The organism is Cellulomonas algicola (genome assembly GCF_019024305.1).
Lineage (GTDB): Bacteria > Actinomycetota > Actinomycetes > Actinomycetales > Cellulomonadaceae > Cellulomonas > Cellulomonas algicola.
The window spans coordinates 54571-81468 of record NZ_JAHKSJ010000011.1 but is presented as its reverse complement, the minus strand read 5'-3'; the positions used below and the strand labels follow the sequence as shown (position 1 = coordinate 81468).

At 75.5% G+C, this 26898-nt stretch carries 20 protein-coding genes; 9 read left to right on the top strand and 11 right to left on the bottom strand.

The window, feature by feature from the left end:
• Positions 1–103 precede the first annotated feature (103 nt).
• From KOV94_RS09815 to KOV94_RS09805, 3 genes are read left to right on the top strand one after another with little or no spacing between them, the layout of a single operon-like run.
• Positions 104–2098: a dynamin family protein gene (locus KOV94_RS09815; protein ID WP_218051927.1), complete on the top strand. Its 1995-nt coding sequence runs from the start codon at positions 104–106 to the stop codon at positions 2096–2098.
• Positions 2095–3897: a GTPase family protein gene (locus tag KOV94_RS09810; RefSeq protein ID WP_308160470.1), complete on the top strand. Its 1803-nt coding sequence runs from the start codon at positions 2095–2097 to the stop codon at positions 3895–3897. Before KOV94_RS09815 ends, KOV94_RS09810 begins: the two co-directional genes overlap by 4 nt.
• A 52-nt stretch (positions 3898–3949) precedes the next feature.
• The gene (locus tag KOV94_RS09805) at positions 3950–4450 is read left to right on the top strand and encodes an acyl-CoA thioesterase (protein WP_124343162.1); all 501 of its coding nucleotides are present in this window, start codon (positions 3950–3952) and stop codon (positions 4448–4450) included.
• 96 nt (positions 4451–4546) lie between these two features.
• Here the strand turns inward: KOV94_RS09805 and KOV94_RS09800 are convergent, their stop codons facing one another.
• The 6 genes from KOV94_RS09800 to ptsP all read right to left on the bottom strand — a co-directional run bounded on the left by KOV94_RS09800 (position 4547) and on the right by ptsP (position 11773).
• Entirely contained in the window at positions 4547–5302 is a 756-nt protein-coding gene (locus KOV94_RS09800; protein ID WP_200829725.1) for a glycosyltransferase family 2 protein, read from the bottom strand.
• A complete protein-coding gene (locus KOV94_RS09795) occupies positions 5299–7134 on the bottom strand; it encodes an SDR family oxidoreductase (RefSeq protein WP_225916440.1) in 1836 nt (611 codons plus the stop codon). The genes KOV94_RS09800 and KOV94_RS09795 overlap by 4 nt, the downstream gene beginning before the upstream one ends.
• 127 nt (positions 7135–7261) lie before the next feature.
• On the bottom strand, positions 7262–8263 hold the full coding sequence (locus KOV94_RS09790) for a DNA topoisomerase IB (protein ID WP_218051925.1): 1002 nt from the start codon (positions 8261–8263) through the stop codon (positions 7262–7264).
• Positions 8264–8358: 95 nt separating this feature from the next.
• A complete protein-coding gene (locus tag KOV94_RS09785; RefSeq protein WP_218051924.1) occupies positions 8359–9231 on the bottom strand; it encodes an acyl-CoA thioesterase in 873 nt (290 codons plus the stop codon).
• 381 nt (positions 9232–9612) lie between these two features.
• The gene (locus KOV94_RS09780; protein ID WP_124344512.1) at positions 9613–9996 is read right to left on the bottom strand and encodes a globin; all 384 of its coding nucleotides are present in this window, start codon (positions 9994–9996) and stop codon (positions 9613–9615) included.
• 85 nt (positions 9997–10081) lie between these two features.
• Positions 10082–11773 (bottom strand): phosphoenolpyruvate--protein phosphotransferase, encoded by a 1692-nt coding sequence (gene ptsP, locus KOV94_RS09775; RefSeq protein ID WP_218051923.1) that lies wholly within the window; start codon positions 11771–11773, stop codon positions 10082–10084.
• A 150-nt stretch (positions 11774–11923) separates the two neighbouring features.
• On the opposite strand from ptsP, the gene KOV94_RS09770 reads away from it, so the two are divergent.
• Positions 11924–12154 carry a PTS sugar transporter subunit IIB gene (locus KOV94_RS09770; protein WP_124343219.1) on the top strand — a complete coding sequence of 77 codons (231 nt, stop codon included), beginning with the start codon at positions 11924–11926 and terminating at the stop codon, positions 12152–12154.
• Positions 12155–12272: 118 nt separating this feature from the next.
• Here KOV94_RS09770 and KOV94_RS09765 read toward each other — a convergent pair whose 3' ends face one another.
• Positions 12273–13460 (bottom strand): mechanosensitive ion channel family protein, encoded by a 1188-nt coding sequence (locus KOV94_RS09765; protein ID WP_124343220.1) that lies wholly within the window; start codon positions 13458–13460, stop codon positions 12273–12275.
• Positions 13457–15634 carry a prolyl oligopeptidase family serine peptidase gene (locus tag KOV94_RS09760; RefSeq protein WP_218051922.1) on the bottom strand — a complete coding sequence of 726 codons (2178 nt, stop codon included), beginning with the start codon at positions 15632–15634 and terminating at the stop codon, positions 13457–13459. The genes KOV94_RS09765 and KOV94_RS09760 overlap by 4 nt, the downstream gene beginning before the upstream one ends.
• Before the next feature lie 153 nt (positions 15635–15787).
• Here KOV94_RS09760 and malQ point away from each other — a divergent pair, with 153 nt between their 5' ends.
• Together malQ and KOV94_RS09750 are read left to right on the top strand one after the other, a co-directional pair.
• Positions 15788–17944, top strand: coding sequence for a 4-alpha-glucanotransferase (gene malQ / locus KOV94_RS09755; protein ID WP_124343222.1), 2157 nt, complete (start codon positions 15788–15790; stop codon positions 17942–17944).
• 32 nt (positions 17945–17976) lie between these two features.
• Positions 17977–18558, top strand: coding sequence for a P-loop NTPase family protein (locus tag KOV94_RS09750; RefSeq protein WP_218051921.1), 582 nt, complete (start codon positions 17977–17979; stop codon positions 18556–18558).
• 178 nt (positions 18559–18736) lie between these two features.
• On the opposite strand, the gene pepN is transcribed toward KOV94_RS09750, so the two are convergent.
• Positions 18737–21337, bottom strand: a complete 2601-nt coding sequence (pepN, locus tag KOV94_RS09745; protein WP_124343224.1) for an aminopeptidase N — start codon at positions 21335–21337, stop codon at positions 18737–18739.
• Between the two features lie 209 nt (positions 21338–21546).
• Here pepN and KOV94_RS09740 point away from each other — a divergent pair, with 209 nt between their 5' ends.
• Positions 21547–22161, top strand: coding sequence for a mycothiol-dependent nitroreductase Rv2466c family protein (locus tag KOV94_RS09740; RefSeq protein WP_218051920.1), 615 nt, complete (start codon positions 21547–21549; stop codon positions 22159–22161).
• Positions 22162–22309: 148 nt separating this feature from the next.
• Positions 22310–22816, top strand: a complete 507-nt coding sequence (locus tag KOV94_RS09735) for a hypothetical protein (protein WP_124343226.1) — start codon at positions 22310–22312, stop codon at positions 22814–22816.
• A gap of 111 nt (positions 22817–22927) precedes the next feature.
• Here KOV94_RS09735 and KOV94_RS09730 read toward each other — a convergent pair whose 3' ends face one another.
• Positions 22928–24913: a M13 family metallopeptidase gene (locus KOV94_RS09730; protein WP_218051919.1), complete on the bottom strand. Its 1986-nt coding sequence runs from the start codon at positions 24911–24913 to the stop codon at positions 22928–22930.
• Between the two features lie 58 nt (positions 24914–24971).
• Here KOV94_RS09730 and KOV94_RS09725 point away from each other — a divergent pair, with 58 nt between their 5' ends.
• Positions 24972–25424, top strand: a complete 453-nt coding sequence (locus KOV94_RS09725) for a ribose-5-phosphate isomerase (protein ID WP_218051918.1) — start codon at positions 24972–24974, stop codon at positions 25422–25424.
• Positions 25425–25549: 125 nt separating this feature from the next.
• Here KOV94_RS09725 and KOV94_RS09720 read toward each other — a convergent pair whose 3' ends face one another.
• Positions 25550–26818 carry a GNAT family N-acetyltransferase gene (locus KOV94_RS09720; protein WP_124343229.1) on the bottom strand — a complete coding sequence of 423 codons (1269 nt, stop codon included), beginning with the start codon at positions 26816–26818 and terminating at the stop codon, positions 25550–25552.
• Positions 26819–26898: the final 80 nt, after the last annotated feature.

Genomic DNA, 26898 nt, shown 5'->3' with positions numbered 1-26898 from the left:
CGCCGTCGGCGCGCGGTGCGCGACGCGACGAGGCAGGCTGGGGCGGCACGGCCGACCTGCGGGTGCGGAGCGGCCGACCGGACGGACGACGGAAGGACGGCGCGTGACGACGAGCGAGACCCCGGGCCTCGTCGACGCGCTCGTGGGCCTGCGCGACGCGCTCGACGTGGTGTCGCTGCCGTTCGCGACGCCCGTCGCAGCCCCCGCCGCGGCGGAGCGGCGGCGGCTGCTGGACCAGCTCGACGACCACCTGCTGCCGCGCGTGCGTGACCCCGAGGCCGCGACGCTCGTCGTCGTCGGCGGCTCGACGGGCGCGGGCAAGTCCACGCTGCTCAACTCGCTGCTCGGCGAGCACGTGAGCACGGCGGGCGTGCTGCGGCCGACGACGCGCAGCCCCGTGCTCGTGCACCACCCCGACGACGCGCCCGACGTCGACGCGGCACGCGTGCTGCCGGGCCTCGCCCGGCTGCGCGAGCACACCGGCGGCACCGAGGCGACCCGCGAGCGGCGTCGCGGCGACCCGGGCACGGACGGTCGCGCGCTGCGCACCGTCGCCTCGGCGACGCTCCCGCGCGGGCTCGCGCTCGTGGACGCGCCCGACGTCGACTCGGTCGAGGAGGCGAACCGTGACCTCGCCGGTCAGCTGCTGCGCGCCGCCGACGCCTGGCTGTTCGTCACGACCGCCGCACGTTACGCCGACGCGGTCCCGTGGGAGCTGCTCACCGAGGCGCAGCGCCGCCGCACGCACCTGGCGATCGTGCTCGACCGGGTCGACGCGGGCACGGAGGACGCCGTGACCGCCGACCTGCGTCGCATGCTCGCGGAGCGCGGGCTGGGCGGTGCCGAGGTGCTCGTGGTCCGGGAGAGCACGCTGGCGGACGGGCTGCTGCCCGAGGCGGAGATCGCCGGTGTCGCGGACTGGCTCATGGCGCTCGCGCTCGACCCCGACGTGCGGGCGCGGGCGGTCGCCGCGACGCGCGACGGCGCCGTGCTCGACGTGGCCGTGCGCGCCCGGGTGGTCGCGGACGCGGCCGACGACCAGCGCGTCGCGGCCGACCGGCTGCGCGACGCCGTCGCCGCCGCCTACGACGCCGCGCGCGTCCGGGTCGCCGAGCAGACGTCCGACGGCACGATGCTGCGCGGCGAGGTGCTCGCGCGGTGGCAGGACGTCGTCGGGACCGGTGAGTGGTTCCGACGTCTCGAGGCGGGCGTGTCACGGGTCCGCGACCGCGTCGTCGGCGCGATGACCGGGCGCCGGGCGGCCGACCCGGGGCTCGCGCAGGCTGTCGGGCACGGCGTGACGGCGCTGGTCGTCGACGCCGCGGAGGACGCGGCCGCGCGCGCCCACGCCGACTGGCACCACGACCCCGCGGGCCAGCCGCTGCTGCACGGGCTCGCGCTGTCGCGCGCGTCGGCCGACCTGCGCGTGCGGGCCGAGGAGCAGGTGCGCGCCTGGCAGGACGACGTGCTCGACCTCGTGCGCGGCGAGGGCGCCGAGAAGCGGGCGACCGCGCGCGCGGTCTCCTTCGGCGTCAACGGGCTCGGTGCGGCCCTCATGGTCGCGGTGTTCGCGTCGACCGGCGGGCTCACGGGTGCGGAGGTCGGCATCGTCGGCGGTACGGCGCTGCTCGCGCAGCGGCTCCTCGAGGCCGTCTTCGGCGACGAGGCCGTGCGGCGGCTCACGCGCACCGCGCACGAGCGGCTCGACGCGCGCGTCGCGCGGCTGCTCGACGCCGAGGCGTCGCGGTTCACGTCGGCGCTCGAGACGCTCGCGGCGGGCGTCGTCGACGGCGGGGCGCTGCGCGCCCGCGCGTCGCTCGTCGAGGTCGCGGCGCGCACGACGTCCGGCGACGGGCTCGGCGCGCGCACGACGTCCGGCAGCGAGAAGCACGCACGGGGCGGAGCGGCGGACACCAAGGCGTCGACGTCCGGGCGCGGTGGCGGACGCCTGCGCGGGTCCGGGGTGGTGGGCCGACCGCCTGTCGGCTCCCACGCGGACGTGGGCGCCACGACCGCGGACGACGGGGCGCCGGGCCGACCGGAAGCGGGCGGTCTGCGCGGATGGTGGGCGCGCGTGCGCGGGGGAGGTCGCGCGTGAGCCCCGCGGACGTCGACCCCGCGTCGCGGCTCCTCGCGCTCGAGCAGGCGGTGGCGCTCGCGGCGGGGCGCGTGGACCCGCAGGTCGAGTCGTCGGCGGCCGAGGTCCTCGGCCGGGCGCGCGAGCGGCTCGCGCTCTCGGGCGAGTACACGGTCGTGGCGCTCGCAGGCGCGACCGGCTCGGGGAAGTCGTCGCTGTTCAACGCGCTCGTCGGTGCCGAGATCGCCCGCCCGGGCGTGACGCGTCCGACGACGGGCCGCCCCTTGGCCGTGGTGCTGCCGCCGCCCGGGCCGGCCGCGACAGCCGGGTCCGGACCGGCGAGGACGACCGCGTCCGGACCCGACGACCTGCTCGACTGGCTCGAGGTGCACGACCGCGTCGTCGTCGGGGGCGAGAGCCCGGACGCGGCCGGCGCCGCCGTCGTGAAGGCGCGGGGGAGGGCAGGCGGGCTCGGCACCCTCGGGACGCTCGTCCGGCGGCGTCCGCGCGCGGTCGACGGACCGCCCGACCTGCCGACGGGCGCCGTGCTGCTCGACCTGCCCGACCACGACTCGGTCGTCGATGAGCACCGGGAGGTCGCCGAGCGTCTCTACGCGCGCGCCGACCTGCTCGTCTGGGTCGTCGACCCGCAGAAGTACGCCGACGCCGCGCTGCACGTGCGCTACCTGCGCCCGATGGCGGGGCATTCCCCGGTCCTGCTGCTCGCGCTCAACCAGGTCGACCGGCTGACGCCGCGCGAGGTCACCGAGGTCGTGGCGGACGTCCGGCGGATCGCCGCGCAGGACGGGCTGCGGGACGTCACGGTGCTGCCCGTGAGCGCGGTGACGGGCGAGGGCGTCGACGCGCTGCGCGACCATCTCGCCGACGCCGCACGCCGCCGTCGGGCCGCCACCCAGCGCGTCGTCGCGGACGTCCGGGCCGCGGGCGCCGCGCTGCGCGAGGCCTGCGGCAGCGCACGGGACGCCTCGTCGGCGGGGGACCGGGCCGCGCCCCGCCTGGTCGGCGCGCTCGAGGTCGCCGCGGGCGTCCCGCTCGTCGTCGACGCGACCCGGCGGTCCACGGTCCGGCAGGCGCGCGCGGTGACCGGCTGGCCGGTCACGCGGTGGGTCGGTCGGCTGCGTGCCGACCCCCTGCGGCGGCTGGGGCTGGGGCGCCCGCCGGCGCTCGACGCGCTCACCGGCCGCGCCACGCCCGCGACGAGCCCTGCCATGCACGAGGAGGAGGCGGCGTCGCGCCGCTCGTCGATGCCGCGCCCCGCCACCACCGCCGGCGCGCAGGTCTCGATCGCCGTCCGCGACTTCCTGGACGCGGCGACGACCGGCGCCCCGGACGCGTGGACGCTCGCCGCCCGCGCGGCCGTCGCGCGCGACGCGATCCCCGACGCGCTGGACCGCGCCGTCGTCGCGTCGGCGCCCGCGGGTGCGCGCGACCCACGCTGGTGGCGCGCCGTCGGGGTCGTCCAGTGGGTGCTGCTCGCGGTCGCGATCGCGGGCGCGGCATGGCTCGCGGCGCTCGCCGGGCTGGCCTACCTGCGGCTGCCCGAGCCTCCCACTCCGACGTGGGGCGAGATCCCGTGGCCGACCGTGCTCACCGTCGGGGGTCTGCTGCTCGGCGTGCTCCTCGCGCTCGTGTCGCGCGTCCTCGCGGGCGTGGGGGCGCGGCGACGTGCCGCGCGGGTCCGGCGACGGCTGCGGTCGGGCGTCGAGGACGTCGCGCGGGACCTGGTCGTGCGCCCGGTGACCGACGAGCTGGGCGCGTGGGCCGCGTGCGCCGCCGCCGCCGAGCGGGCCGCGGCGTGACGCACGCCCGCTCGGCGGGCTCGTAGGATCGCTGGTCGGCGAAGGAGGTCGTGTGGCTCGGCTCGAGGTCCCCGTGCAGCTGCGCTGGTCCGACATGGACGCGTACGCGCACGTCAACAACGTGGAGATGCTGCGCCTGCTCGAGGAGGCGCGGATCGAGGCGTTCTGGCGCCACCCCGAGGCGCAGGACGGCACACGACCGGACGCGACGTGGCCGACGGCGGTGCTCGACGCGGGCCCCGGCGCGCAGACGTCGACGCTCGTCGCGCGGCAGGAGATCGAGTACCTCGTCCCGCTCGGGTACCGGCGCTCGCCCGTGGTCGTCGAGATGTGGCTCGGTCACCTCGGCGGTGCGAGCCTCGACGTCTGCTACGAGGTGCGCGACCGCCCGGCCGCCGACCCGACGAGCACCGTGTACGCGCGTGCGACGACGACGCTCGTGCTCGTCGACTCCGCGACCGGGCGCCCGCGACGGCTCGGCGACGTCGAGCGCGCGGCGTGGCAGAAGTACGTCGAGGCGCCCGTGCGGCACCGGCGCCGTCCGGAGGCCTGACCGGGCCACGAGGTCGACGCGTCCGCACGCGCGAGCCCGGTCACGCCCGGTCCGGGTCCCACACCGTCGAGGCGCGCGGCGGCTCGCACACCCGGCTCAGAGCGCCGCGCGTCCCGGGCGAGCCGCCCGCCAGCGCCGCAGGTGACGGCGCGACGGGGCGTCGTCGGGGCGGTGCAGGTCGATCGTGCGCAGCCCGCGCCGGACGCGCCCCCACAGCCCGCGCCAGTCGCGCAGCGGGCGTGCCGAGATGCCCACCACGAGCGTGGGGTCGTGCCGGATCGTCCCGACGTCGCCCACGTGGTAGCTGAGGTCGACGTCGTCGTGCAGGTCCTGGCGCGTCCGGTGGACGTCGTGCGCGACGTGCTCCCACACCGTCCGGCGCATCGCGAAGTTCGAGCCGAAGAGCGGCGGGTGCGCGAGCGCGCCGCCCATGAGGACGCGGTACGCGCGCATGTAGAGCACGTCGCCGAGGACCCGCAGCAGCCGCGACGGCCCGACGAACCGCCCGGGCCCTGTGACCGCCGCGAGCTCCGGGTCGGCGTCGAACGCCGCGGCCAGGTGCTCGACCCAGTCGGGCGGCGGCACGCTGTCGGCGTCGCAGCGGGCGATGACGTCACCGACGGCCGCGTCGTAGCCGGTCGCGGCCGCGGCCCAGATGCCCGTCGTGGCCTCGTGCAGGCACGTCGCGCCGTACCGCCGCGCGACGTCCGCGGTGTCGTCGCGCGAGGCGTTGTCCACGACGACGACCTGGACGGGGGCGACGGTCTGCGCGGCCAGCGCCGTGAGGCACCGGTCGAGCAGCGTCGCGTCGTCGCGCGAGGGGACGACCACGGAGACGGTCGGCAGGGTCATGCGCCCGCCGCCGCGTCCGAGCGGGTGGTGCCCGCACCGGGCGAGCCGGCGCCGGTCCGGTCTCGGTCACGACGGACCCGCGACCGGTCCGTCCGCGCCTGCTCGGCGCGCTCGGCCGCACGGGCCATGTTGCGCTGCATGCCGCCGAACACGACGCCGTGGAACGGCGCGACGGACCACCAGTAGAGCTGCCCCAGCAGCCCGCGCGGGTGGAACAGCGCACGCTGCGCGAAGACGGCGGGCGGGCGCAGCCACCGCGCGTCGTCGCCGGGTCGCACGACGCTGCCCGGGTCGTCGCCGGCCGGTGCGCCACCACCGCGGAGGTCGTCGGTGACGTCGCCGTTCGCGCCGGGCTTCGCGTCGGCGTCCGGGTCCGGCTCCGCCCTGCCGCTCCCGACGGCGTCGTCGTCCGTCTCCACCCGGAGCTCGAGCCACGCGAGCCCGGGGACGCGCATCTCGGCGCGCAGGCGCAGGAGCCGCCCGGGCTCGACCTCCTCGACGCGCCAGAAGTCCACGGCGTCGTCGACGAGCAGCCGCCACGGGTCCCTCCGTCCGCGTCGCAGGCCCGGGCCGCCGACCAGCCGGTCGCCGAGCCCGCGGACGCGCCACGCGAGCGGCCACGAGTACCACCCGTTCTCGCCGCCGACGGACTCCAGGACGCGCCACAGCGCGGCCGGCGATGCGTCGACGGTCACACGCCGTTCGTCGACGTAGAGCGAGCCGCCCGCCCAGCCCGGGTCCGACGGCAGCGGGTCGCTCGGAGTCCCCGGCGCCGACGCCGACGACCACCGGGTCGAGACGGCCGCGTCGTGCACGCGCCGCAGCGCGAGCCGCACCGCGCGGTCGAAGCCGACGAGCCCGTCGGGCGGGTCGGGCACCCAGCGGGCGATGTCGTGCTCGTCGCACACGACCTCGTGCACGAGCGACTCGACGAGCGGACGCGCGAGCCCGCCCGGCACGGGCGTGACGAGCGAGACCCAGAGGCTCGACAGCCGCGGCGTGAGGACGCCGACGCCCACGATCACCCGTCGCGGCAGCCCGGCGGCGGCGGCGTAGCGCTGCATCATGTCGCGGTACGTGAGGACGTCGGGACCGCCGATGTCGAACCCGCGGCTCACCTCGGGCGGCATCGCCGCGGCACCGACGAGGTAGCGCAGCACGTCGCGGATCGCGATGGGCTGGATGCGGTTCTCGACCCAGCGCGGCACCGTCATCGCGGGCAGGCGCTCGGTGAGGTAGCGCATCATCTCGAACGACGCCGAGCCGGACCCGAGGATGACGGCGGCCCGCAGCACGGTCGTCGGGACGCCCGACGCGAGCAGGATCTCGCCGACCTCGGTGCGCGACGCGAGGTGCGGCGACAGGTCCTCGCCCTCGGGGTAGAGGCCGCCGAGGTAGACGATCCGGCGCACGCCGGCCTCACGCGCCGCACGCGCGAACGTGAGCGCGGTCGTCCGGTCGCGCGACTCGAACGTCCGGCCCGACCCGAGCGAGTGGATGAGGTAGTACGCGACCTCGACGCCCTCGAGCGCCGCACGGGTCTGCTCGAGGTCCGACGCGTCCGCCTCGACGGCCTCGACCTCGCCGACCCACGGGCGCCCGCGCAGCCGCTGCGGTGACCGCGCGAGCGCGCGCACCCGATAGCCGGCCGACAGCAGCTCGGGGACGAGGCGTCCGCCCACGTAGCCGGTCACGCCGGTGACGGCGACGAGCGGGGCGTCGGGGCGCGGGCGCCCGTCCGGCCCGGGACCCGGCACGAGGCCCGGCAGCGTGGCGGCGACGGGCTCGGGCGCGAGGGCGGCGTCGTCGGCGCCCGGCGCGTCGGCCACCATCGCGCCGTCCGACGGCGGGGCGGGAGGCGGTCCTGCGGCGCTGGGGGTCATCCGGGAAGTCTCCGTGGGGTGCGGCCGCGCCGCACGTCGGACGGGACGCGGACGCGCGTGCGGCGAGCCGTGACGGTCACGACGACAGCATCCGCAGCGTCTCGCGCTCCGCGACGCGCTGGGACCGCGTGGGCCGGATCGTCTCGCCGCGCTCCCACAGGTCGACGACGCGCGGGTCGATGTACGACGCCCGGCACACCGCGGGCGTGTTGCCCAGCTCGTCCGCGACGTCCTTCACGACCTGCGTCACGACCTTGCGGCGCGCGCGGTCGCTGCGCGGCGCCGGCCCCACGGCCGCGAGCCCGCGCGCCGCGAGGACCGTCGCGTGCCACGTCCGGAAGTCCTTCGCCGACGCGTCGTCCCCGAGCCGCAGCTTGACGTACTGGCCGACGTCGGCGCTCGTCACGTCGTGCCAGCCGCCGTCGTCGTCCTGCCACGCGAGCAGGTCCTCCATGTCGTCGCGCCGCCGCACGAGCGTCCGCACGAGCGTCGCGACCACGTCGTCCTCGACGACCGTGTCCCGCACCTGCCCCGACTTCGCGGGGAAGTGCAGGTGGACGCGCCCCTCATCGGAGCCGGGCTCGGGCGGCAGGACGCGGACGTGGTCCTTGCGGAGCGTCGCGAGCCCGTACGAGCCGTGCTTCGCGGCGTAGCCCTCGCCCCCGACCCGCAGGTACGCGAGGTCGAGCAGCCGGAACGCGAGCGCGAGCGCCTTCTGCTTCGGCATGCCCGGCAGCTCGAGGTCGCGCTCGACGTGCTTGCGTGCCGTCGGCAGCCGGCGGGCGACGTCGAGCACGTGGTCGTGCTTGAGCCGGTCGCGCCGCAGCCGCCACTGCGCGTGGTACAGGTACTGGCGGCGTTCGGCGTCGTCGAGCCCGGCCGCCTGGATGTGGCCGTTGGGCCACGGGCTGATCCACACGTCGCGCCACGCGGGCGGGATCGCGAGCCCGGTGATCCGCTCGAGGTGCTCGACCTCCGTGATCCGCACGCGCTGCACGTCGAGGTAGACGAACCCCTTGCCCGCGCGGCGGCGGGTCCAGCCGGGGGCGTCGATGCGGACGCGGCGGAGGCGAGCCATGCCGGGAGTGTCACCCGGCGACGGCCGTCCCGCGCGGCGAGCGACCGTCGCGTGCCCGGTCGGCGCAGCACGCCCCGGGCTCGTCGACCGCCGGCTCAGTCCGGGAAGCGGACCATCCCCTCCTGCGCGATGGACGCGACGAGCGTGCCGTCGCGCGTGAACACGCGCGCGGCACCCAGGCCGCGGCCGCCCTGCGCGCTCGGGGACGTCTGCACGTACAGCAGCCAGTCGTCGACGCGCGCGTCCCGGTGCCACCACATCGCGTGGTCCAGGCTCGCGATCGACATTCCGGGCGTCACCCACGAGCGTCCCGACCGGCGCAGCACGGGCTCGAGCATGACCTGGTCGCACGCGTACGCGAGCAGCGCGCGGTGCAGCAGCCGGTCGTCCGGCAGCGGGTCGCGCGCCCGGAACCACACCTGCTGACGACCCGTGACCTCGGCGGCGCGGCCCAGGTAGATCGAGCCGTCGACGTGCCGCACGTCGAACGCCGACTCCTGCGCCCAGAACTTCGCCGCGGGGTGGTCGATCGTCCCCAGCAGGTCGAGCGCCGACGGCACGTCCTCGGGTGCGGGGACGCCGTCCGGCATCTCGTCCGCGTAGTCGACACCGTCCTGCTCCGTCTGGAAGGACGCGATGAGCGACAGGATCGGGGCGCCGCCCTGCAGCGCGTGCGTCCGGCGGGCCGTGAACGACCGCCCGTCCCGGAGCCGCTCGACCGCGAACGAGATCGGCTCCGTCACGACGCCCGCACGGAGGAAGTACCCGTGCAACGAGTGCGGCAGCCGGTCGGCGTCGACCGTGCGACCCGCCGCGAGCAGCGCCTGCGCGAGCACCTGGCCGCCGAACACGCGCCCGTTCGGCTGGGGGAGGCTGTGCCCGGAGAACTGGTCCGGGACCGTCGGGTCGGGTGCCAGGTCCAGCGCGTCCAGGACGGCGGCGGTGGGGGAGACGGGCGCGTCGCTCATGCTCCGAAGCGTGCCACGGCCAGGGCTGCGGTGTTGTCGGTCGGACTGAGGCTGCGCTCCGCTGCGGGCGCGTGCCGCCGGCGCGGCCCGCACCCTCCGCAGCGCTCCGCCTCAGTTCCGGTTCCTGTGGTCGGTCTTAGGCGGCGCGCCGCTGCGGGCGCGTGCCGCCCGCGCGGCCCGCACCCACCGCGGCGCTCCGCCTCCGTTCCGGTTCCGGTGGTCGGACTGAGGCGGCGCTCCGCTGCGGGCGCGTGGCGCCGGCGCGGCCCGCACCCTCCGCTGCGCTCCGCCTCAGTTCCGGTTCCTGTGGTCGGACTGAGGCTGCGCTCCGCTGCGGGCGCGTGCCGCCGGCGCGGCCCGCACCCTCCGCTGCGCTCCGCCTCAGTCCTCGAAGGTGTTGAGCAGCGAGTGCGCCGCACGCTCCAGGTAGTCCCACAGCTCGGCCTTGTGCAGGGGGGCCAGGTCGAGCGTGTCGACCGCGGCGCGCATGTGGCGCAGCCAGCGGTCGCGCGCGTCGGGGTTGACCTTGAACGGGGCGTGCCGCATGCGCAGGCGCGGGTGGCCGCGCTGCTCGCCGTACGTCGTCGGGCCGCCCCAGTACTGCTCGAGGAACATCGTCAGCCGCTCGGCGGCGGGGCCGAGGTCCTCCTCGGGGTACATCGCGCGCAGCACGGGGTCGTCGGCGACGCCGCGGTAGAACTCGTCGACGAGCCGCACGAACGTCTCGTGCCCGCCGACGGCCGCGTAGAACGAGTCGGGTCTCACGCCGACCATCCTCACACGCACGCGCGGACGTCGAGACGAGGCGTCGGTCACCTCGTCCGGACGCGGGGACCGCGTCGCGCCCGCCTCAGAGCCCGAGCTCCGCGAGCACCGGCAGCCCCGCCCGGACGACCTCCTGCGCGTCGGTCGCGGTCGACGCGGCGAGCGCGAGGGTCGCGAGGCGGCGGCACTCGTCGAGCGGGGTCGCGGCGAGCACGGCGGCGACGTCGGGGAGCGCGCGCGGCGTCATCGACAGCGACGCGACCCCGAGCCCGACGAGCACGACGGCGAGCGCGGGCACCGCGGCGGCCTCGCCGCAGACGCCGACGGGACGGCCCTGCTGGGCGCCGCCGCGGCACGTCGCCGCGACGAGCTGGAGCACGGCGGGCTGCCACGCGTACGACAGGTGCGCGACGGCACCGAGCACGCGGTCGGCGGCCATCGTGTACTGCGTGAGGTCGTTGGTGCCGATGCTCGCGAACGACGCGTGCGCGAGGATCGGGCCGGCGAGCAGCGCGGCGCTCGGCACCTCGACCATGACGCCGGCCGTCTCCAGCCCGTGCCGCGCGCACGCGGCGACGAACTCCTGGGCCTCGTCGACGGTCGCGACCATGGGGGCCATGACCCAGACGGTCGCCGACTCGGCCGCGGCCGCACGCGCGATCGCGGTGAGCTGGTCCTCGAGGACCTCGGGGTGCGCGACGGACGTGCGCAGGCCCCGCACGCCGAGCGCGGGGTTCGCCTCGGCGTCACCGGCGAGGAAGGGCAGCGGCTTGTCGGCGCCCGCGTCGAGCGTGCGGACGACGACCTTGCGCCCGGGGAAGGCGGCGAGGACCTGCCGGTAGGCGGCGACCTGCTCGTCCAGGCCGGGGGCTTCGTCGTGGTCGAGGAACACGAACTCGGTGCGGAACAGCCCGACACCCTCGGCGCCCTGCGCGGCGGCGTCGAGCGCGTCCTGCGGGCTGCCGACGTTCGCGAGCAGCTCGACGCGGTGCCCGTCGGCGGTGCGGCCATGGCCGTCGAACGTGCGGACCTGCGCGGCGAGCGCGCGGGCGGCGGCGACCTGCGCCTCGTCGGGCGCGACGGTCACCGTCCCCGCGCCGCCGTCCACGAGGACCTCGTCGCCCTCGCCGACCGTGGTCTCGATGCCGCGCGCGGCGACCACGCACGGGATGCCGCGTGCGCGGGCGAGGATCGCGGTGTGCGACGTCGGCCCGCCCGCGCCCGTGACGATGCCGAGCACCTGGGCGGGGTCGAGGGTCGCCACGAGCGCGGGGGCGATGTCGGTCGCCACGAGGACGTACGCGTGCGCACGCTCGGGCAGGCCCGGCGCGGGGCGGCCCGTGAGGTCGGCGACGAGCCGGTCGCGCACGTCCTCGATGTCGCGCACGCGCTCGGCGAACAGGCCGCCGAGGGCCGCGAACTGCTCGGCGACCGCGTCGGCGGCCTCCCACACCGCGCGCTCGGGCACGAGCCGGTCGGTGAGCACGCGCTGCTCGGCGTCGGCGACGAGCGTGGGGTCGGCGGCGATCGCCGCGGTGGCGTGCAGCAGGTCGGCGCTCTCGCCCTCGGCGCGCGTCGCGGCCGCGTCGAGCGCGGCCTGCACCCGGGCGGACGCCTCCCCGACGCGCGCGGCCTGCGCCGCGTAGTCGCTGCCGGGCGGGAGGCGGCGTCCCGAGGGCGGTTCGGCGACGGGCTCGGGCAGGAAGGCCGCGGGCCCGACGGCACGGCCGGGGCCCACCCCGATGCCGGTGACGACGGTGGGCGGGTGGGGGCTCACGGTGCTGCGACCTCCTCGTCGACGTTGCAGGGCAGTCTCATCCGTCGGGGCGCCCGATGGCCAGCGGACACGCACCAGCCCCGCGGCCGGAGCGGGGTTAGGCTTGACGACGCGCGCCGACCGGCCGGCGCCGATGACCTGGGGAGTTCCATGAGCAAGGCAGAGCAGATCCTCGCTGCGCTGGGCGGCGACGGGAACGTCGTCGACCTGGAGCCGTGCATCACGCGGCTGCGCGTGGAGGTCAGCGACGCCCACCTGGTCGACGAGACGGCTCTCAAGGCCAGCGGCGCGTTCGGCGTCGTGCGGTCGGGCCACATCGTCCAGGTGATCGTCGGCCCCGAGGCCGACAACCTGGCAGCGGAGCTCGAGTCGCTGCGCTGACCTGTCGACCTTCCCGGCCGGACCGCTCCTGCGGCCCGGCCGGTGGCGTTCCCGGGGTCGGACGCCGGCACCGGGTCACCGGGCGGACGCGGACCGACGCACCCGGTGAGCGTGACCGTCAGGCGGAGTCGCCCGGCGGTGCCGCGCGGCGCGCGTCGCGCTGGTCCACGGCGTCGTGGACGGGAGTGTCGTGCGGGTCGCGCGGGGGCGGCGCGTCCTGCGTCTCCTCGTCCTGCGGCCCGGTGGCGTGGTCCGGGTCGTCCTGACCCTCGTCGGGCTCGGCCGCCTGCGCGGACGGCTCGATGCCCGCGAGCTCGTCGCGGTGGGCCTTGAGCAGGTCGCGCTGACCGGCGAGCGGGACCCCGGCACGCTCGAGCACGTCGCGCGTCGCGGTCCTCAGCGCGCGCGCCACGTCCCACTGCATCGCCGGTGACGTGCGGACCTTGAGCCGCAGGGTGATCGCGTCGGCGCTGAGCCGCTCGATGCCCGTGATCGACGGCGTGCCCTGCAGGTGCGCGCCGAGCGCCGGGTCGGCCTCGACGCGCGCCGCGGCCTCGCGCAGCAGCGTGCGCACCTCGTCGAGGTCCGCGAAGTAGTCGACGTCGATCTCGACGACGGCGGTCGCCCAGCCCTGCGTCTTGTTGCCGACGCGCAGCATCGTGCCGTTGGGGACGTACCAGAGGGTTCCGTCCGAGTCGCGGATCTTGGTGACGCGCAGCGTCACGGCCTCGACGGTGCCCGTCGCGGGACCCACGTCGACCACGTCGCCCACGCCGTACTGGTCCTCGAGCAGCATGAACAGACCCGTGAGGAAGTCCTTCACGAGGCTCTGCGCGCCGAAGCCGAGGGCGACGCCGACGATGCCTGCCGACGCGATGAACGGCGCGATGTTGACGCCGAGCTCCGCGAGGATCAGCAGGACCATGATCGTCCCGACGACGACCGTGGCGGTCGACCGCAGGACAGAGCCCAGCGTGCGGGCGCGCTGCGCGCGGCGGGCGGTCGCGAGCGGGTCGGCGGCCCGCAGCAGGGTGCGGGCGACGTCGGAGTCGCCGAGCGGGCGCATGACGCCGCGCTGGAACCACGGGGTGCCGTCGGCGACGTGGTCGGTCACACCGCGGATCGCGCGCCGGAGCAGCACGAGGGTGATGCTGCCGACGGCGACGATGATGAGGATCCGCAGCGGCAGCCCGAGGAACCACTCGAGCCACGCGTTGGGCGACGTCTTGTCGTCCGGCAGCAGCTCCGGGTCCGACGATGACGGGCTGGGCGTGGGCGCCGCGGCGAGCGCGAGCGCGCGGCTCATCGGGTGGCCCCCGTGCGGTCGGCGACGAACTGCAGCTGCTCGACGGTCAGCGCGACCGAGCGTGACAGCGCGCGGGCACCGTGCCCCACGCCGGTCTCCCGGCGCACGAGGACGGGCGACCGGTCGACGTCGGCGCTCGTCGCGGCCTGGAGCGCGGCGGCGAGCTTGCGGGCGTGCAGCGGGTCGACGCGCGTGTCGCCCTCGAACACGGTGAACAGCGTCGCCGGGTAGGCGGTGCCGTCGACGACGCGGTGGTAGGGCGAGTACCCGAGCAGCCAGCCGAGCTCGACGGGGTCGTCGGCGTCGCCGTACTCCTCGGTCCACGTCACGCCGAGCCCGAACCGCTGGTAGCGCACCATGTCGAGCAGGGGAGCGGAGCAGACGACGGCCGCGAACAGGTCGGGACGCTGCGTGAGCGCGGCGCCGACGAGCAGACCGCCGTTGGACCCGCCCCAGCACGCGAGCCGGTCGGGGGTCGTCCACCCGCCCGCGACGAGGTGCTCCGCGACGGCGTGGAAGTCGTCGAACACGTTCTGCTTGTGTGCGCGCATGCCCGACCGGTGCCAGTCCTCGCCCTCCTCGCCGCCGCCGCGCAGGTTCGCGACGACGTACACGCCGCCGGCCTCGACCCAGGCGAGCGTCGCCGCGGAGTAGGCCGGGTCGAGCGAGATCTGGAACCCGCCGTAGCCGTAGAGGATCGTCGGCGCGGGTGCGAGCGGGCGTCCGTCGGCGTCGAGCGCGTCGGTCCGGGCGAGCACGAACGCGCGCACGACCGTCCCGTCGGCGCTCGTGACCTCGACCTGCTGCGCCCTCACGGGTGGCACGTCCGCGACGGTCCCGGGCGGGGCGGCCCACAACGACGTCGTGCGGGTCGTCGCGTCGAAGCGCCGGACGCTCGGCACGGTCGTGTGGTCGGTGTACGAGAACCACACGTCACCGCCGCCGTCGGGCCGCGTGACCAGCCCGGACACCGACCCCAGGCCGGGCAGGTCGACCGCCCCCTGCAGCGCACCCGTCGTCGGGTCGTGCAGCGTCACCTCGGACACCGTGTGGCGGCGCCAGGACGCGACGAGCAGCGTCGGCGTGCGGTCGTCGCCGCCCCCGTCGGTGAACGCGACGTCCTCCAGGACCGCGGTCCCGTCCTCCGCGAGCAGCGTGCGCCAGTGCGGCACCCCGGGGCTCGTCGGGTCGGTCACCGCGACCCGGCCGCGCGGCGCGTCGAGGTCGGTGTGCACGTACAACCGCCCGTCGCGACCGACCCACGCGCCCGTCTGCGCGTCGAGCCCGACGGCGACCTCGACGAACGACGGCGCCTCGACGCCCCCTGCGGCGGTGAGGTCGGCGATCCAGACGTCGGTCCGCGGAGCCGTGCCCGCCGACGCGGACACGATGAGCCACCGGCCGTCGCGGGACACCGACACCCCGTAGTAGTTCGTCAGGTCGAGGCCCTCGCCGAACACCTGCACGTCGGTGTCGGGCGACGTCCCGACCCGGTGGAGCCAGACCCGCCTGTGGTACTGCTGCTCGTCGGCCGGCACCAGGTCGGGTGCGAGCCGGCGCACGTAGAAGAACGCCTCACCGCCGGGCAGCCACGCCACGGGGGAGTAGCGGGCGCGGTCGACGGGACCGTCGACGAGCTCGCCCGTCGTCACGTCGAGCACGTGCAGCACGCTCTCCTCGGTGCCGCCGTGCGACACCTGGTACGCGAGCAGGCGGCCCTCCTTCGACGGCTGCCACGAGTCGAGCGTCGTCGTGCCCGCCGGGTCGAGCGCGACGGGGTCGATCAGCACGCGCTCGCGACGGCCACCCTCCGCCTCCAGGTCCGGGTCCGGCTCGGAGACCAGCACGACGGCGTGCTCCTGCTCGCCGGTGCGCCGCACGAAGAAGTACCGGTCGCCGCGCCAGGCCGGAGCGCCGACGACGCCCGCACCGAGCAGCTCGCGCAGCCGGGTCGTGAGCCGCTCCGCGGACCAGGGGCCGTCGCCGACCCGGGCCGTGAGCCCCTGGCGGTAGTCGGCGTACCGCTCGTCCTGCGCCTGCGACCACGTGCGGGTCGCGTCGTCGTCGGCGTCCTCGAGCCAGCGGTACGGGTCGGCGACACGGTGACCGTGCAGGTCCTCGACGAGATCCAGGCGGTGGGCGGACGGGTAGGGGCGCAGTGCAGGGGCCGTCATGGTCCGCAAGGCTACGACGCGCTCCTGACCGCCCGCGTCCGGTGCCCGCAGGCGTCGGCCGGCGCTCACGACACCCGGGTGCACCGGCGTCGCCGCTGGTCGGCGCGCCCTCTCGTCCTGCGTTCCGCGGGGGGCCTCTGGCAGGATCGGTGCGTGGCCGACGACCAGCAGACCCCCTCCGACGCGCTCCTGCGCCTCGCGGCCGCCTACGACATCACCCCCGACTACTGGGGGTTCGACGGGCAGCACAAGATCGCGTCGGCCGCGACCCTGCAGGGCGTCCTCAAGGCGCTCGGGGTCGACGCGTCGTCGCCGGAACGGATCGAGCTCGCGCTCGCGCACCGCGAGGACCAGCCGTGGCGGCGCACGCTCCCGCCGGTCGTCGTCGTCCGGGAGGGCCGCCAGGCGCACGTGCCCGTGCACGTGACGCACGAGGACGCCGTCGACGTCTGGCTCGAGCTCGACCCGGAGGTCGGCGGCGGTCGACGCGAGGTCACGCAGGCCGACGTGCCCGTGCCGCCCCGCTCGGTCGACGGCCGGCTCGTGGGACGTGCCACGTTCACCCTGCCCGCGGACCTGCCGCTCGGCTGGCACGAGATCCACGCCGAGGGCCCGAGCGCGAACGCCCGCAGCGCCGTCGTCGTGACCCCGGACCGGCTGGAGCTGCCCGACACGCTCGACGAGGGACGCGCGTGGGGCTTCATGGCGCAGCTCTACTCGGTGCGCTCACGCCGGTCGTGGGGTGTGGGCGACCTGGTCGACCTCGCTGACCTCGGCGCGATGACGGCCCGCCGCGGCGCCGACTTCCTGCTCATCAACCCGCTGCACGCCGCCGAGCCGCAGGTCCCGCTCACGCCGTCGCCCTACCTGCCGACCACCCGGCGGTTCGTCAACCCGCTGTACCTCCGCGTCGAGGAGGTGCCGGAGGCCGCGTACCTGTCGGCCGCCGACCGGACGCTCGTCGAGTGGGCGGGCGAGCAGGCCATCGCGCTCGACACCGACCCGGGCCCGATCGACCGCGACGCGGCCTGGACGGCCAAGCGCGCCGCGCTCGAGGTGGTCTTCGCGTTCGAGCGGTCCGCCGCGCGCCAGGCGGCCTTCGACGCCTTCGTCGAGGAGCAGGGTCCGGGGCTCGACACGTTCGCGCTGTGGTGCGCGCTCGCGGAGAAGCACGGGCCCGACCTGCGCACGTGGCCCACCGAGCTGCTCGACCCGGGCTCCGACGCGGTGGCCGCCGCGGGCGTCGAGCTCGCCGAGCGCGTGACCTTCCACCGCTGGCTGCAGTGGGTCGCCGACGAGCAGCTGTCCGACGCGCACCGCGCGGCGCTCGACAACGGGATGACGATCGGGATCATGCACGACCTCGCCGTCGGCGTGCACCCGCAGGGCGCCGACGTGTGGTCCCTCGGCGAGGTGCTCGCGCGAGGCGCGAGCGTCGGTGCGCCGCCCGACATGTACAACCAGCAGGGCCAGAACTGGTCGCAGCCGCCGTGGCAGCCCGACGCCCTCGCCCGCGCCGCCTACCGGCCCTACCGCGACATGCTCCGCACCGTGCTGCGGCACGCGGGCGCGATCCGCATCGACCACGTGCTCGGCCTGTTCCGCCTGTGGTGGGTGCCCGAGGGCGCGGCGACGCCGTCCGAGGGCGCCTACGTCCGGTACGACCACGAGGCGCTCGTCGGCATCCTCGCGCTCGAGGCCTATCGCGCCGGCGCGATCGTCATCGGCGAGGACCTCGGCGTCGTCGAGCCGTGGGTGCGCGACTACCTGTCCGAGCGCGGCATCCTCGGCACGTCGGTGCTGTGGTTCGAGCGGGACATGAACGGCGACCCGCTCGCGCCCGAGGACTACCGCCAGCTCGTCCTCGCGACCGTCACGACGCACGACCTGCCCCCGACCGCCGGCTACCTCGCGGGCGAGCACGTCGCGATCCGCGAGCGCCTCGGTCTGCTCACCGAACCCGTCGCGACCGTCCGGGCCGCGGCCGCCGCCGAGCGTGACCGCATGCTCGCCGCGCTGCGTGCGCGCGACCTGCTCGGGGACGACCCGTCCGAGCGCGAGATCGTCGAGGCGCTGCACCGGTACGTCCTCGCGACGCCGTCCGTGCTGGTCGGGGTGTCGCTCGCCGACGCCGTGGGGGAGCGCCGCGCGCAGAACCAGCCCGGCACGGACCAGGAGTACCCGAACTGGAAGGTGCCGCTCGCGGACAGCGGGGGACAGGTGGTCCTGGTCGACGACCTGTTCACCAACGCGCGCCTGCACTCGCTCGCGCAGGTGCTCAACGAGGGTCGCTGGTCGATCACCCCCTGACCGTGGCCGCGGCCGCGTGGGAGCATCGGCGGATGCCCGAACCGGTCCTCCGCCGCCTGCGTGTCGTGGGCAACACCGGCTCCGGCAAGACGACGCTCGCGCGCGCGGCCGCCGCCCGCCTGGGGGTCGGTCACCTCGAGCTCGACGCGGTGTTCTGGGCCGAGGAGTGGACGAAGCGCGACCTTCCCGAGGCGCACGCGATCGTCCGGCACTTCCTCGCCTCGCCCGAGGCGCGCGACGGCTGGGTCGCCGACGGCAACTGGAACTCGCACCGGCAGGGGCTGCTGGACGACGCCGACGCGCTGGTCTGGCTCGACTACCCGCGCCGTGTCGTCTTGCGGCGCGTCGTCGCCCGGACGCTGCGGCGCGGGCTGCTGCGGCAGGAGCTGTGGCACGGCAACCGGGAGCGGCTGCGCAACCTGCTGCGCCGGGACCCCGAGGAGAACGTCGTGCTGTGGTCGTGGACGCAGCACGCCCGGTACCGCACCCAGTACGGGGCGCTGCACGACGCGGGCGACGTCGCGATGATCCGCCTGCGGCACCCGCGCGAGGCCCAGCGTTGGCTGGTGTCCCTGAGTCCGGTCGCCGCGCGTTCGTCACCCGAGGCCAGCTGACTCCAGCGCCTCCACGCCGGACGCGCGGGACCGACGGCGGGCGACCGCCGCACCTCCACCGCGGGACCCGACGGCGCGTGACCACCGCAGCTCCACGTTGCGCGCTGGTCGACGCGGACGGGACGAGCCACTCACGACGACGGCCCGACGGCTTTCCCGCCGGGCCGTCGTCGATCCGTCACGCCTTGCGGCGGTCCGTCTCCTGCGCGGCGAGCGCGCGGCGCACGCCGTCGCGGTTCTCGGCGACGAGCCGGCGCAGCGCGGGCGGAGCGTCCGCCTGCGACGCGAGCCACGCGTCGGTCGCGCCGAGCACGTCCACGCCGGCGTGGTCGGCGAGGTCCGTCGGGTACAGGCCGAGGACGATGTTCTGCGCCATCTCGTTCGTCTTGTCGGCCCACACCGTGGCGAGCGCGGCGAAGTACGGCTCGACATAGGGGAGCAGCAGAGCGCGGTCGTGCACGCGCCCGAAGCCGGCGATGGTGGCGGCCTGGATCGCGTTCGGCAGGTCGTCGCCGTCGACGACGGCGGCCCATGCGGCGGCCTTCGCCTCGGCGGTCGGGACGGCGGCGCGCGCGGCGGCGGCGGCCCGCTGGCCGGTCGCGGTCGCGTCGGCCGAGAGCTGCACGGCGATGTCGGTCTCGCCCGCCCGGCCACCGGTGACGAGCGACGTGAGGAGCTCCCAGCGCAGGTCGGTGTCGATCGTGAGCCCGTCGAGCTGCTCGCGACCGTCCAGCAGGGCGGCGACCGCGTCGAGCTGGGTGTCGGTCTCGGCCCGTGCGGCGAACGCCTTGACGAGCTGGAGCTGGGTGTCGGAGCCCGCCTCGGCGGACCGGGCGAGCCCGAGCAGCCGGTCGGCGGCCGCGACGGCCGTCGCCTGCCGGTGCTCGGGTGCGACGTAGAGGTCGAGCGACGTCGTCAGCTGGCGCAGCAGCACGAGGACGACCGACGAGTCGGTCTCGTGCAGGATGTTGCCGAGCACGAGGTCGACGAAGTCGCGGGCGGGCGTCTCGCCGTCGCGCGTCGCGTCCCACGCCGCCGTCCACACGAGCGTGCGGGGCAGCGAGTCGTCGAACGCGCCGAGGTGCTCGATGGCGGCCGCGAGCGACTGCTCGTCGAGCCGGATCTTCGCGTACGCGAGGTCGTCGTCGTTCACGAGGACGAGGGCCGGGCGGTGCTGTCCGACCAGCTGGGGGACCTCGGTGCGCGGACCGTCGACGTCGAGCTCGAGGTGCAGCGTGCGGGCGAGCCGGCCGGTCGACGCGTCGAGGTCGTAGCCGCCGATCGCGAGGCGGTGCGGGCGCTGCACGGGGTGCTCGTCGGGCACCTCCTGCAGGACGGCGAACGACGTGATCGTGCCGTCCGCGTCGACCTCGATCTCGGGGCGCAGCAGCGTGACGCCGGCCTTCTCGAGCCAGAGCGCCGACCACGACGACAGGTCGCGGCCACTCGTGGTCTCGAGCTCGGTGAGCAGGTCGCGCAGCTCGGTGTTGCCCCATGCGTGCTTCGCGAAGTAGGCGCGCACGCCGGCGAAGAACTGGTCCTGCCCGACCCACGCCACGAGCTGCTTGAGGACGCTCGCGCCCTTCGCGTAGGTGATGCCGTCGAAGTTGACCTCGACGTCCTCGAGGTCGCGCATGTCGGCGACGATCGGGTGCGTCGACGGCAGCTGGTCCTGGCGGTACGCCCAGTTCTTCTCGAGCGAGGAGAACGTCGTCCACGCGCTGGTCCAGGCCGTGGCCTGGGCGGTCGCGAGGGTCGAGACGTACTCGGCGAACGACTCGTTGAGCCACAGGTCGTCCCACCACCGCATGGTCACGAGATCGCCGAACCACATGTGCGCGAGCTCGTGCAGGATCGTGACCGCGCGGCGCTCGATGGTCGCCTCGGGGACCTTGGAGCGGAACACGTAGGACTCGAGGAACGTCACCGCGCCCGCGTTCTCCATCGCACCCGCGTTGAACTCGGGGACGAAGAGCTGGTCGTACTTCGCGAACGGGTAGGGGACGCCGAACTTGTCCTCGAAGAACGCGAAGCCCGCGCGCGTGATGTCGAGGATGTTGTCGGTGTCGAGGTGCTCGGCGAGCGAGCCGCGCACGTAGACGCCGAGCGGGATCGTCCGGCCGTCGCTGCTCGTGAGCTCGCCGTGCTCGGCGTGGTAGGGCCCTGCGATGACGGCCGTGATGTACGACGACATGCGGGGCGTGGTCTCGAACCGCCACGTGGCGGTGCCCTTGTCGGCGCCGCCGTTGCGGTTGACCCCGCCCTCGACAGGCTCGGGCTCGCCGACCTGCGGGTAGTTCGACACCACGACCCAGTGGGCGGGAGCGGTCACGGTGAACGTGAACGTCGCCTTGAGGTCGGGCTGCTCGAACACCGCGAAGACGCGGCGGGAGTCGGCGACCTCGAACTGCGAGTACAGGTAGACCTCGTCGTCGACCGGGTCGACGAAGCGGTGCAGGCCCTCGCCCGTGTTCATGTACGCCGCATCCGCCACGACCACGAGCTCGTTGTCGGCGGCCAGGTCGTCGAGCCGGATGCGCGAGTCGGCGAACACGTCGGCGACGTCGAGCGCACGGCCGTTGAGCGTGACCTCGTGCACCGTCGGGGCGATGAGGTCGATGAACGTGCTCGCACCGGGCGTCGCCGTGAACCGCACGACGGACCGCGACGCGAACGTCGCCGGTCCGGTCGTCAGGTCGAGGGTGACGTCGTACGACTGCGGGCTGACGACCGCGGCACGCTCGCGCGCCTCGGCACGGGTGAGGTTCTCAGCGGGCACGCTGGCTCTCCTTCGAGAAGGGGTACGGCTCGTGGCCGGGACCGATCATCGCACGCGTGCCCGTGCGGTCCGCCGCCCTGCGCGCGCACTCCTGTGGGGGCGCGTCCCGAGGCGTGGGCTGTGGACGGCTCGATGTGCACCGGACGGTGGGCGCGGGTGAGACTGCGGTCGACCGCGCCCGCGGTCGACGCCTGACCCGAGGAGCACCCGTGACCGTCACCGACACCCGCCCCGTCGTGGACTTCTGGTTCGACCCGGCCTGCCCGTGGGCGTGGCTCACGTCGCGCTGGATGGACGAGGTGGCGAAGGTGCGCGACGTCGACGTCCGGTGGCACGTCATGAGCCTGTCGGTCCTCAACGAGGGCCGCGAGCTACCCGAGAAGTACCGCGCGCTGATGGACGACTCGTGGGCGCCCGTGCGCGTGCTCGTCGCCGCGGCGCGCGACCACGGCGACAAGGTGCTCAAGCCGCTCTACGACGCGCTCGGCACCCGCCGCCACACCGACCGCCGCACCGACACGGCCACGATCGTCGCCGAGGCGCTCGCCGAGGTCGGCCTGCCCGAGGAGCTCGCCGCCGTCGGCGCGACGGACGAGGTCGACGGCCTGCTGCGCGCGTCCCACGGCGAGGCGATCACGCTGGTCGGCGACGAGGTCGGCACCCCGGTCGTCGCGATCGGCGGCGTCGGCTTCTTCGGCCCGGTCATCACGCCCGCCCCGACCGGCGAGGACGCCGGGAAGCTCTTCGACGGTCTGGCACTCGTCACCCAGGTGCCCGGGTTCTACGAGCTCAAGCGCACGCGCACCGTCGGCCCCGCCGTCTGACGCGGGCGAGCAGGGGACCCCGCCGGGACACCGTCGGTCGGGGTCCTGCTGCCGTGCCCACCGCCGAGCGCCCACCGGCGCGGGTGGCTCGTCGGGTTCGTCCCGTGTGATCCTGGTCGACGCCCGCGCCCCCGGACTCAGGAGGACCATGACGTCGCAGCGGACGATCCGGACCCTGGTGATCGTCGACGCCGTCCTCGTCGTCGCGTTCCTCGTGCTCCTCGTCGTGACCCTCGCGACGCGCTCGGGCGGAGGCGGCGAGGCCGCCTCGACGGCGTCACCGACGACGTCCGCGAGCGCGAGCAGCGCCCCCGCGGACGAGTTCCGGCTGCCCAGCGGCAACATCGCGTGCGCGATGTCCGGCGACGGCGTGACCTGCACGATCGCGAGCTACACGTACGCCGCGCCCGAGGTCCCGGGATGCACCGGCGACACCGGTCACGTCCTCACGCTCGGAGCCGACGGGGTCGCCTTCGCGTGCGAGGAGGGTCCGGCGCCCACCGTCGCGGGGTCGGACGTCCGGACGCTCGAGTACGGGTCGGAGACGCGGGTCGACGGCTACACGTGCAAGAGCGGTACAGACGGCGTGACCTGCACGGACGCCGACGGCGTCGGCTTCCGGCTGGCCCGCGCCTCGTGGACCGCCCTGCCCTGACCTGTCACCGGCTCCGCGGGGCCCGCGCCGGTGCGGCGCCCGCTCGGGCTCACGAGCCGACACGACGGACGGGCCGGCACGCGTGCGCGCACCGGCCCGTCGTCGGGACGGTCACCAGATCCGGACGCGCTCCGCGGGGTCGAGGTACAGCGCGTCGCCGGGCTGCACGTCGAACGCCTCGTAGTACGCGTCGACGTTCCGCACGACGCCGTTGCAGCGGAACTCGTTGGGGGAGTGCGGGTCGGTCGCGAGCCGGCGCACGACCTCCTCGTCGCGGCCCTTCGACTGCCACACCTGCGCCCAGCCGAGGAACACGCGCTGCGCACCCGTCAGGCCGTCGACGACCGGCGCCTCGGCGAGCGGGCGGCCCAGCGCGATCTCGTACGCGGCGAGCGCGATCGACAGGCCGCCGAGGTCGCCGATGTTCTCGCCGATCGTCAGCGCGCCGTTGACCTTGTGCGAGCCGTTCAGCTGCGCGGGGGAGAACTCGCCGTACTGGTCGACGAGCGCCTTGGTGCGCTTCTCGAACTCGGCGCGGTCCTCCGCGGTCCACCAGTCCTCGAGCCGGCCGGCACCGTCGTACTTCGAGCCCTGGTCGTCGAACCCGTGCCCGATCTCGTGCCCGATGACGGCACCGATGCCGCCGTAGTTCACGGCGTCGTCGGCGTCGGCGTCGAAGAACGGCGGCTGCAGGATCGCCGCGGGGAAGACGATCTCGTTCATCCCCGGGTTGTAGTACGCGTTGACCGTCTGCGGGGTCATGAACCACTCGTCACGGTCGAGCGGCTTGCCGATCTTGTCGAGCTCGCGGTCCTGCTCGAACGCGTTCGCCCGGCGCACGTTGCCCAGCAGGTCGTCGGGGGAGACCTCGAGCGCCGAGTAGTCGCGCCAGCGCACCGGGTAGCCGATCTTCGGCGTGAACGCCTCGAGCTTGGCGAGCGCCTTGGCGCGCGTCTCCTCGCCCATCCAGTCGAGCCGCGCGATCGACTGCCGGTACGCCTCGACCAGGTGCGCGACGAGCTCGTCCATGCGCTCCTTGTGGTTCGGCGGGAAGTGCCGCTCGACGTAGACCTTGCCGACCGCCTCGCCGAGCACGCCCTGCACGAGTCCGACGCCGCGCTTCCAGCGGTCGCGCAGCTCCTGCGCACCCGTGAGCGTCCGGCCGTAGAAGTCGAAGTTCGCCTCGACGATCTCGTCGGTGAGGAACGGTGCCCGGTCGCTGACCACGTGGTACGCCAGCCAGGCCTTCCACGCGTCGAGCGGCTCGCTCGCCCACAGCGCGGCGAACCCCTCCGCGAACGACGGCTCGCGCACGACGAGGTCGTCGAGCGCACCCTCGGGCGCACCGAGCGCGTGTGCCCACGCGACCCAGTCGAACCCGGGCGCGCGTTCGGCGAGCGCCGCGAGCGTCATCGGGTTGTAGGTGAGGTCGGCGTCACGGTCCTTCACGACGTCCCAGTGGTGCGACGCCAGCTTCGCCTCGAGGTCGACGACGGCGCCCGCGAGCGCGTCGGCGGCGGCCTCGTCGGCCGCGACGCCCGCGAGCCCGAGCATCCGCGCGACGTGCGGCCGGTACGCCGCGAGCACCTGCGCGTACTGCGCGTCGCGGTAGTACGACTCGTCGGGAAGGCCGAGCCCGGACTGCGCGAGGTAGACGACGTAGCGCTCGGGGTCCTTCGCGTCGTTGTCGACCCAGAAGCCGACCGCCGACGCCGCTCCCGTGCGCTGCAGCGCGCCGAGCGCGGCGGTGAGCTCGTCACGGGTCGTCGCACCGTCGACGAGGTCGAGGTCCTCGCGCAGCGGCTGGAGCCCGCGGGCCTCGATCGTCGCGGTGTCCATGAACGACGCGTACACGGCGCCGATCTTCGCCTCGACGCCGTCGCCGGCGCCGGCCGCGGCGGTCGCGGCGGCATCCGCGATGATGTCGCGGACCTGCTCCTCCGCCTGGTCGTGCAGGGCGCGGAACGCGCCGTCCATGGCCCGGTCGGCGGGGATCTCGTGGGCCGCGACCCACCTCCCGTTGACGTGGGCGAAGAGGTCGTCCTGGGGTCGGGTGGCCGGGTCGAGGGCGGTGAGGTCGATGCCGCTGCGCGTCATGGGCACAGCCTACGGACGCGGGAGCGCTCGTCGCGGACCGGTGCGGCAGGATGACCCCATGCGGATCCATGTCGCCTCCGACCATGCCGGTTTCGAGCTCAAGGTCGCGCTCGTCGAGCACCTGCGCTCCGAGGGGCACGACGTCGTCGACCACGGCGCCGACACGTACGACGCGCTCGACGACTACCCGCCGTTCTGCTTCGCCGCGGGCGAGGCCGTCGTCGCGGAGCCCGGCAGCCTCGGCGTCGTGATCGGCGGGTCGGGCAACGGCGAGCAGATCGCCGCGAACAAGGTCACCGGGGTGCGCGCGGCGCTCGCCTGGAACTTCGACACCGCGCGACTGGGCCGCCAGCACAACGACGCGAACGTCGTGGCGATCGGCGCCCGCCAGCACTCCGTCGACGAGGCGATCGCGCTCGTCGACGCGTTCGTCGCGGAGCCGTTCAGCCAGGACCCGCGCCACCAGCGCCGCATCGACCTGCTGGCGGAGTACGAGCGCACGCGCGGCTGACGAGCGCCGCGCGCGAGGGCACGCGTCGCCGACGCCCACTCGCCGGGCGCGAGGGCAGGGCGGCCGACGACGTCGACCGGGCGGACGGGCACGCGTGAGGTCGACCCGCGCGCGCCCGTCCCCGGTCAGAACACCCAGCTGCAGACCGGCGCCACCGGCCAGCCGAACGCCGAGGCCGCCCCCTGCACGGCCTCCGCGCGGACCGGCGTGACGAGCCCGGCCCGGACCTGCGCGGCGAGCGAGCGCCCGCCGAGGTAGAGCGCCCCCAGCTCGCGCACGTCGAGCGCCACGTCGGCGGCGTCCTCCGTGCGCTCGACGCGCGCCTCCCACGCGCCGTCCGTCGGGCTCGTCGCCGTCGTGACGCGCCATCGCCCCGCGTTGGCCGGCAGCAGCGCGTCGCGGACGTCGAGCACGACGTCGACGGGTGCGGCGTAGCGGCGTGCGGTGAGTGCCGCGGGCACGTCGAGCAGACGCACCCACAGGTTGTCGACCATCTTCGGCACGATCCCGCGCGGGTCCACGAGCTGGTGCAGCAGCGCGTCGTCGACGGGGAGCATCGGGCCCTCGACCGTCGCGGTGAGGTCGAGGTCGAGCACGAACGACCAGAGCCGGTGCGCGGCGGCCGCGTCGACCGCGACGGCCTCGCGGACGCGGACCTCGTACCGCGGGCCGCCCTCGGTCCACACGTCCTTGCGCCGCAGCGTCGCGTACCCGCGGACCTCGCCCGCGGTGTCGTGGACCGTCGCGAGCCGCAGCGGCTCCCCGCCGTCGCGCCACGCGGGCGGGTCGACGAGCTGACGACGGCGCAGCACCTCGGTGTCGCGTGTGATCCACCCCGGCCGTCCGGCGCCCGCCGCGCGGTGCACGGCGTCGAGCACGTCGCGGTGCGCGAACGCGTCGAGCGTCGTGAAGCGCACCGTGAGGTCGGCCGACCCCGGGACGTCGCGCAGCGCGGCCCCGCGCGACAGCTTGACGCGCAGGTCGTCGGCGGCCGAGCCGTAGCCGAACCGTCCGTAGATCGCGTGCTCCGCGGCGAACAGCGCCGAGACGGGCTCGCCGCGGTCGAGCGAGCGCGTGAAGTGGCTGTCGATCATCGTCGTGAGCAGGCCGCGGCGGCGCTGGTCGGGCCGCACCCCGACCCAGGTGAGACCCGAGCACGCGACGCTGCCGCCGGGGACGGGGAGCGTGAACGGGAAGGACGCGTGGACGGCGGCGAGCGAGCCGTCGGGCGCCTCGACGCCCATCGTGCGGTCGAACGGCACCGTGAGCGGCACGATCGCGTCGGTCTCGGGTGTGGAGTCGAACGCGAACGCCAGGCGGTCGGTCTCGAGGAACTCGGTCTGACGGGTCTCGGGCACGGCGACGACGCGGTACCCCTCGGGCAGGCGGCTCATGGTCGCCATGGTCGCGGGCCGCCAGCGGTGCGCGCGAGCGGTTTCCCGACGACGGACCGGTCCTGCCGCCCTGTTCGTGG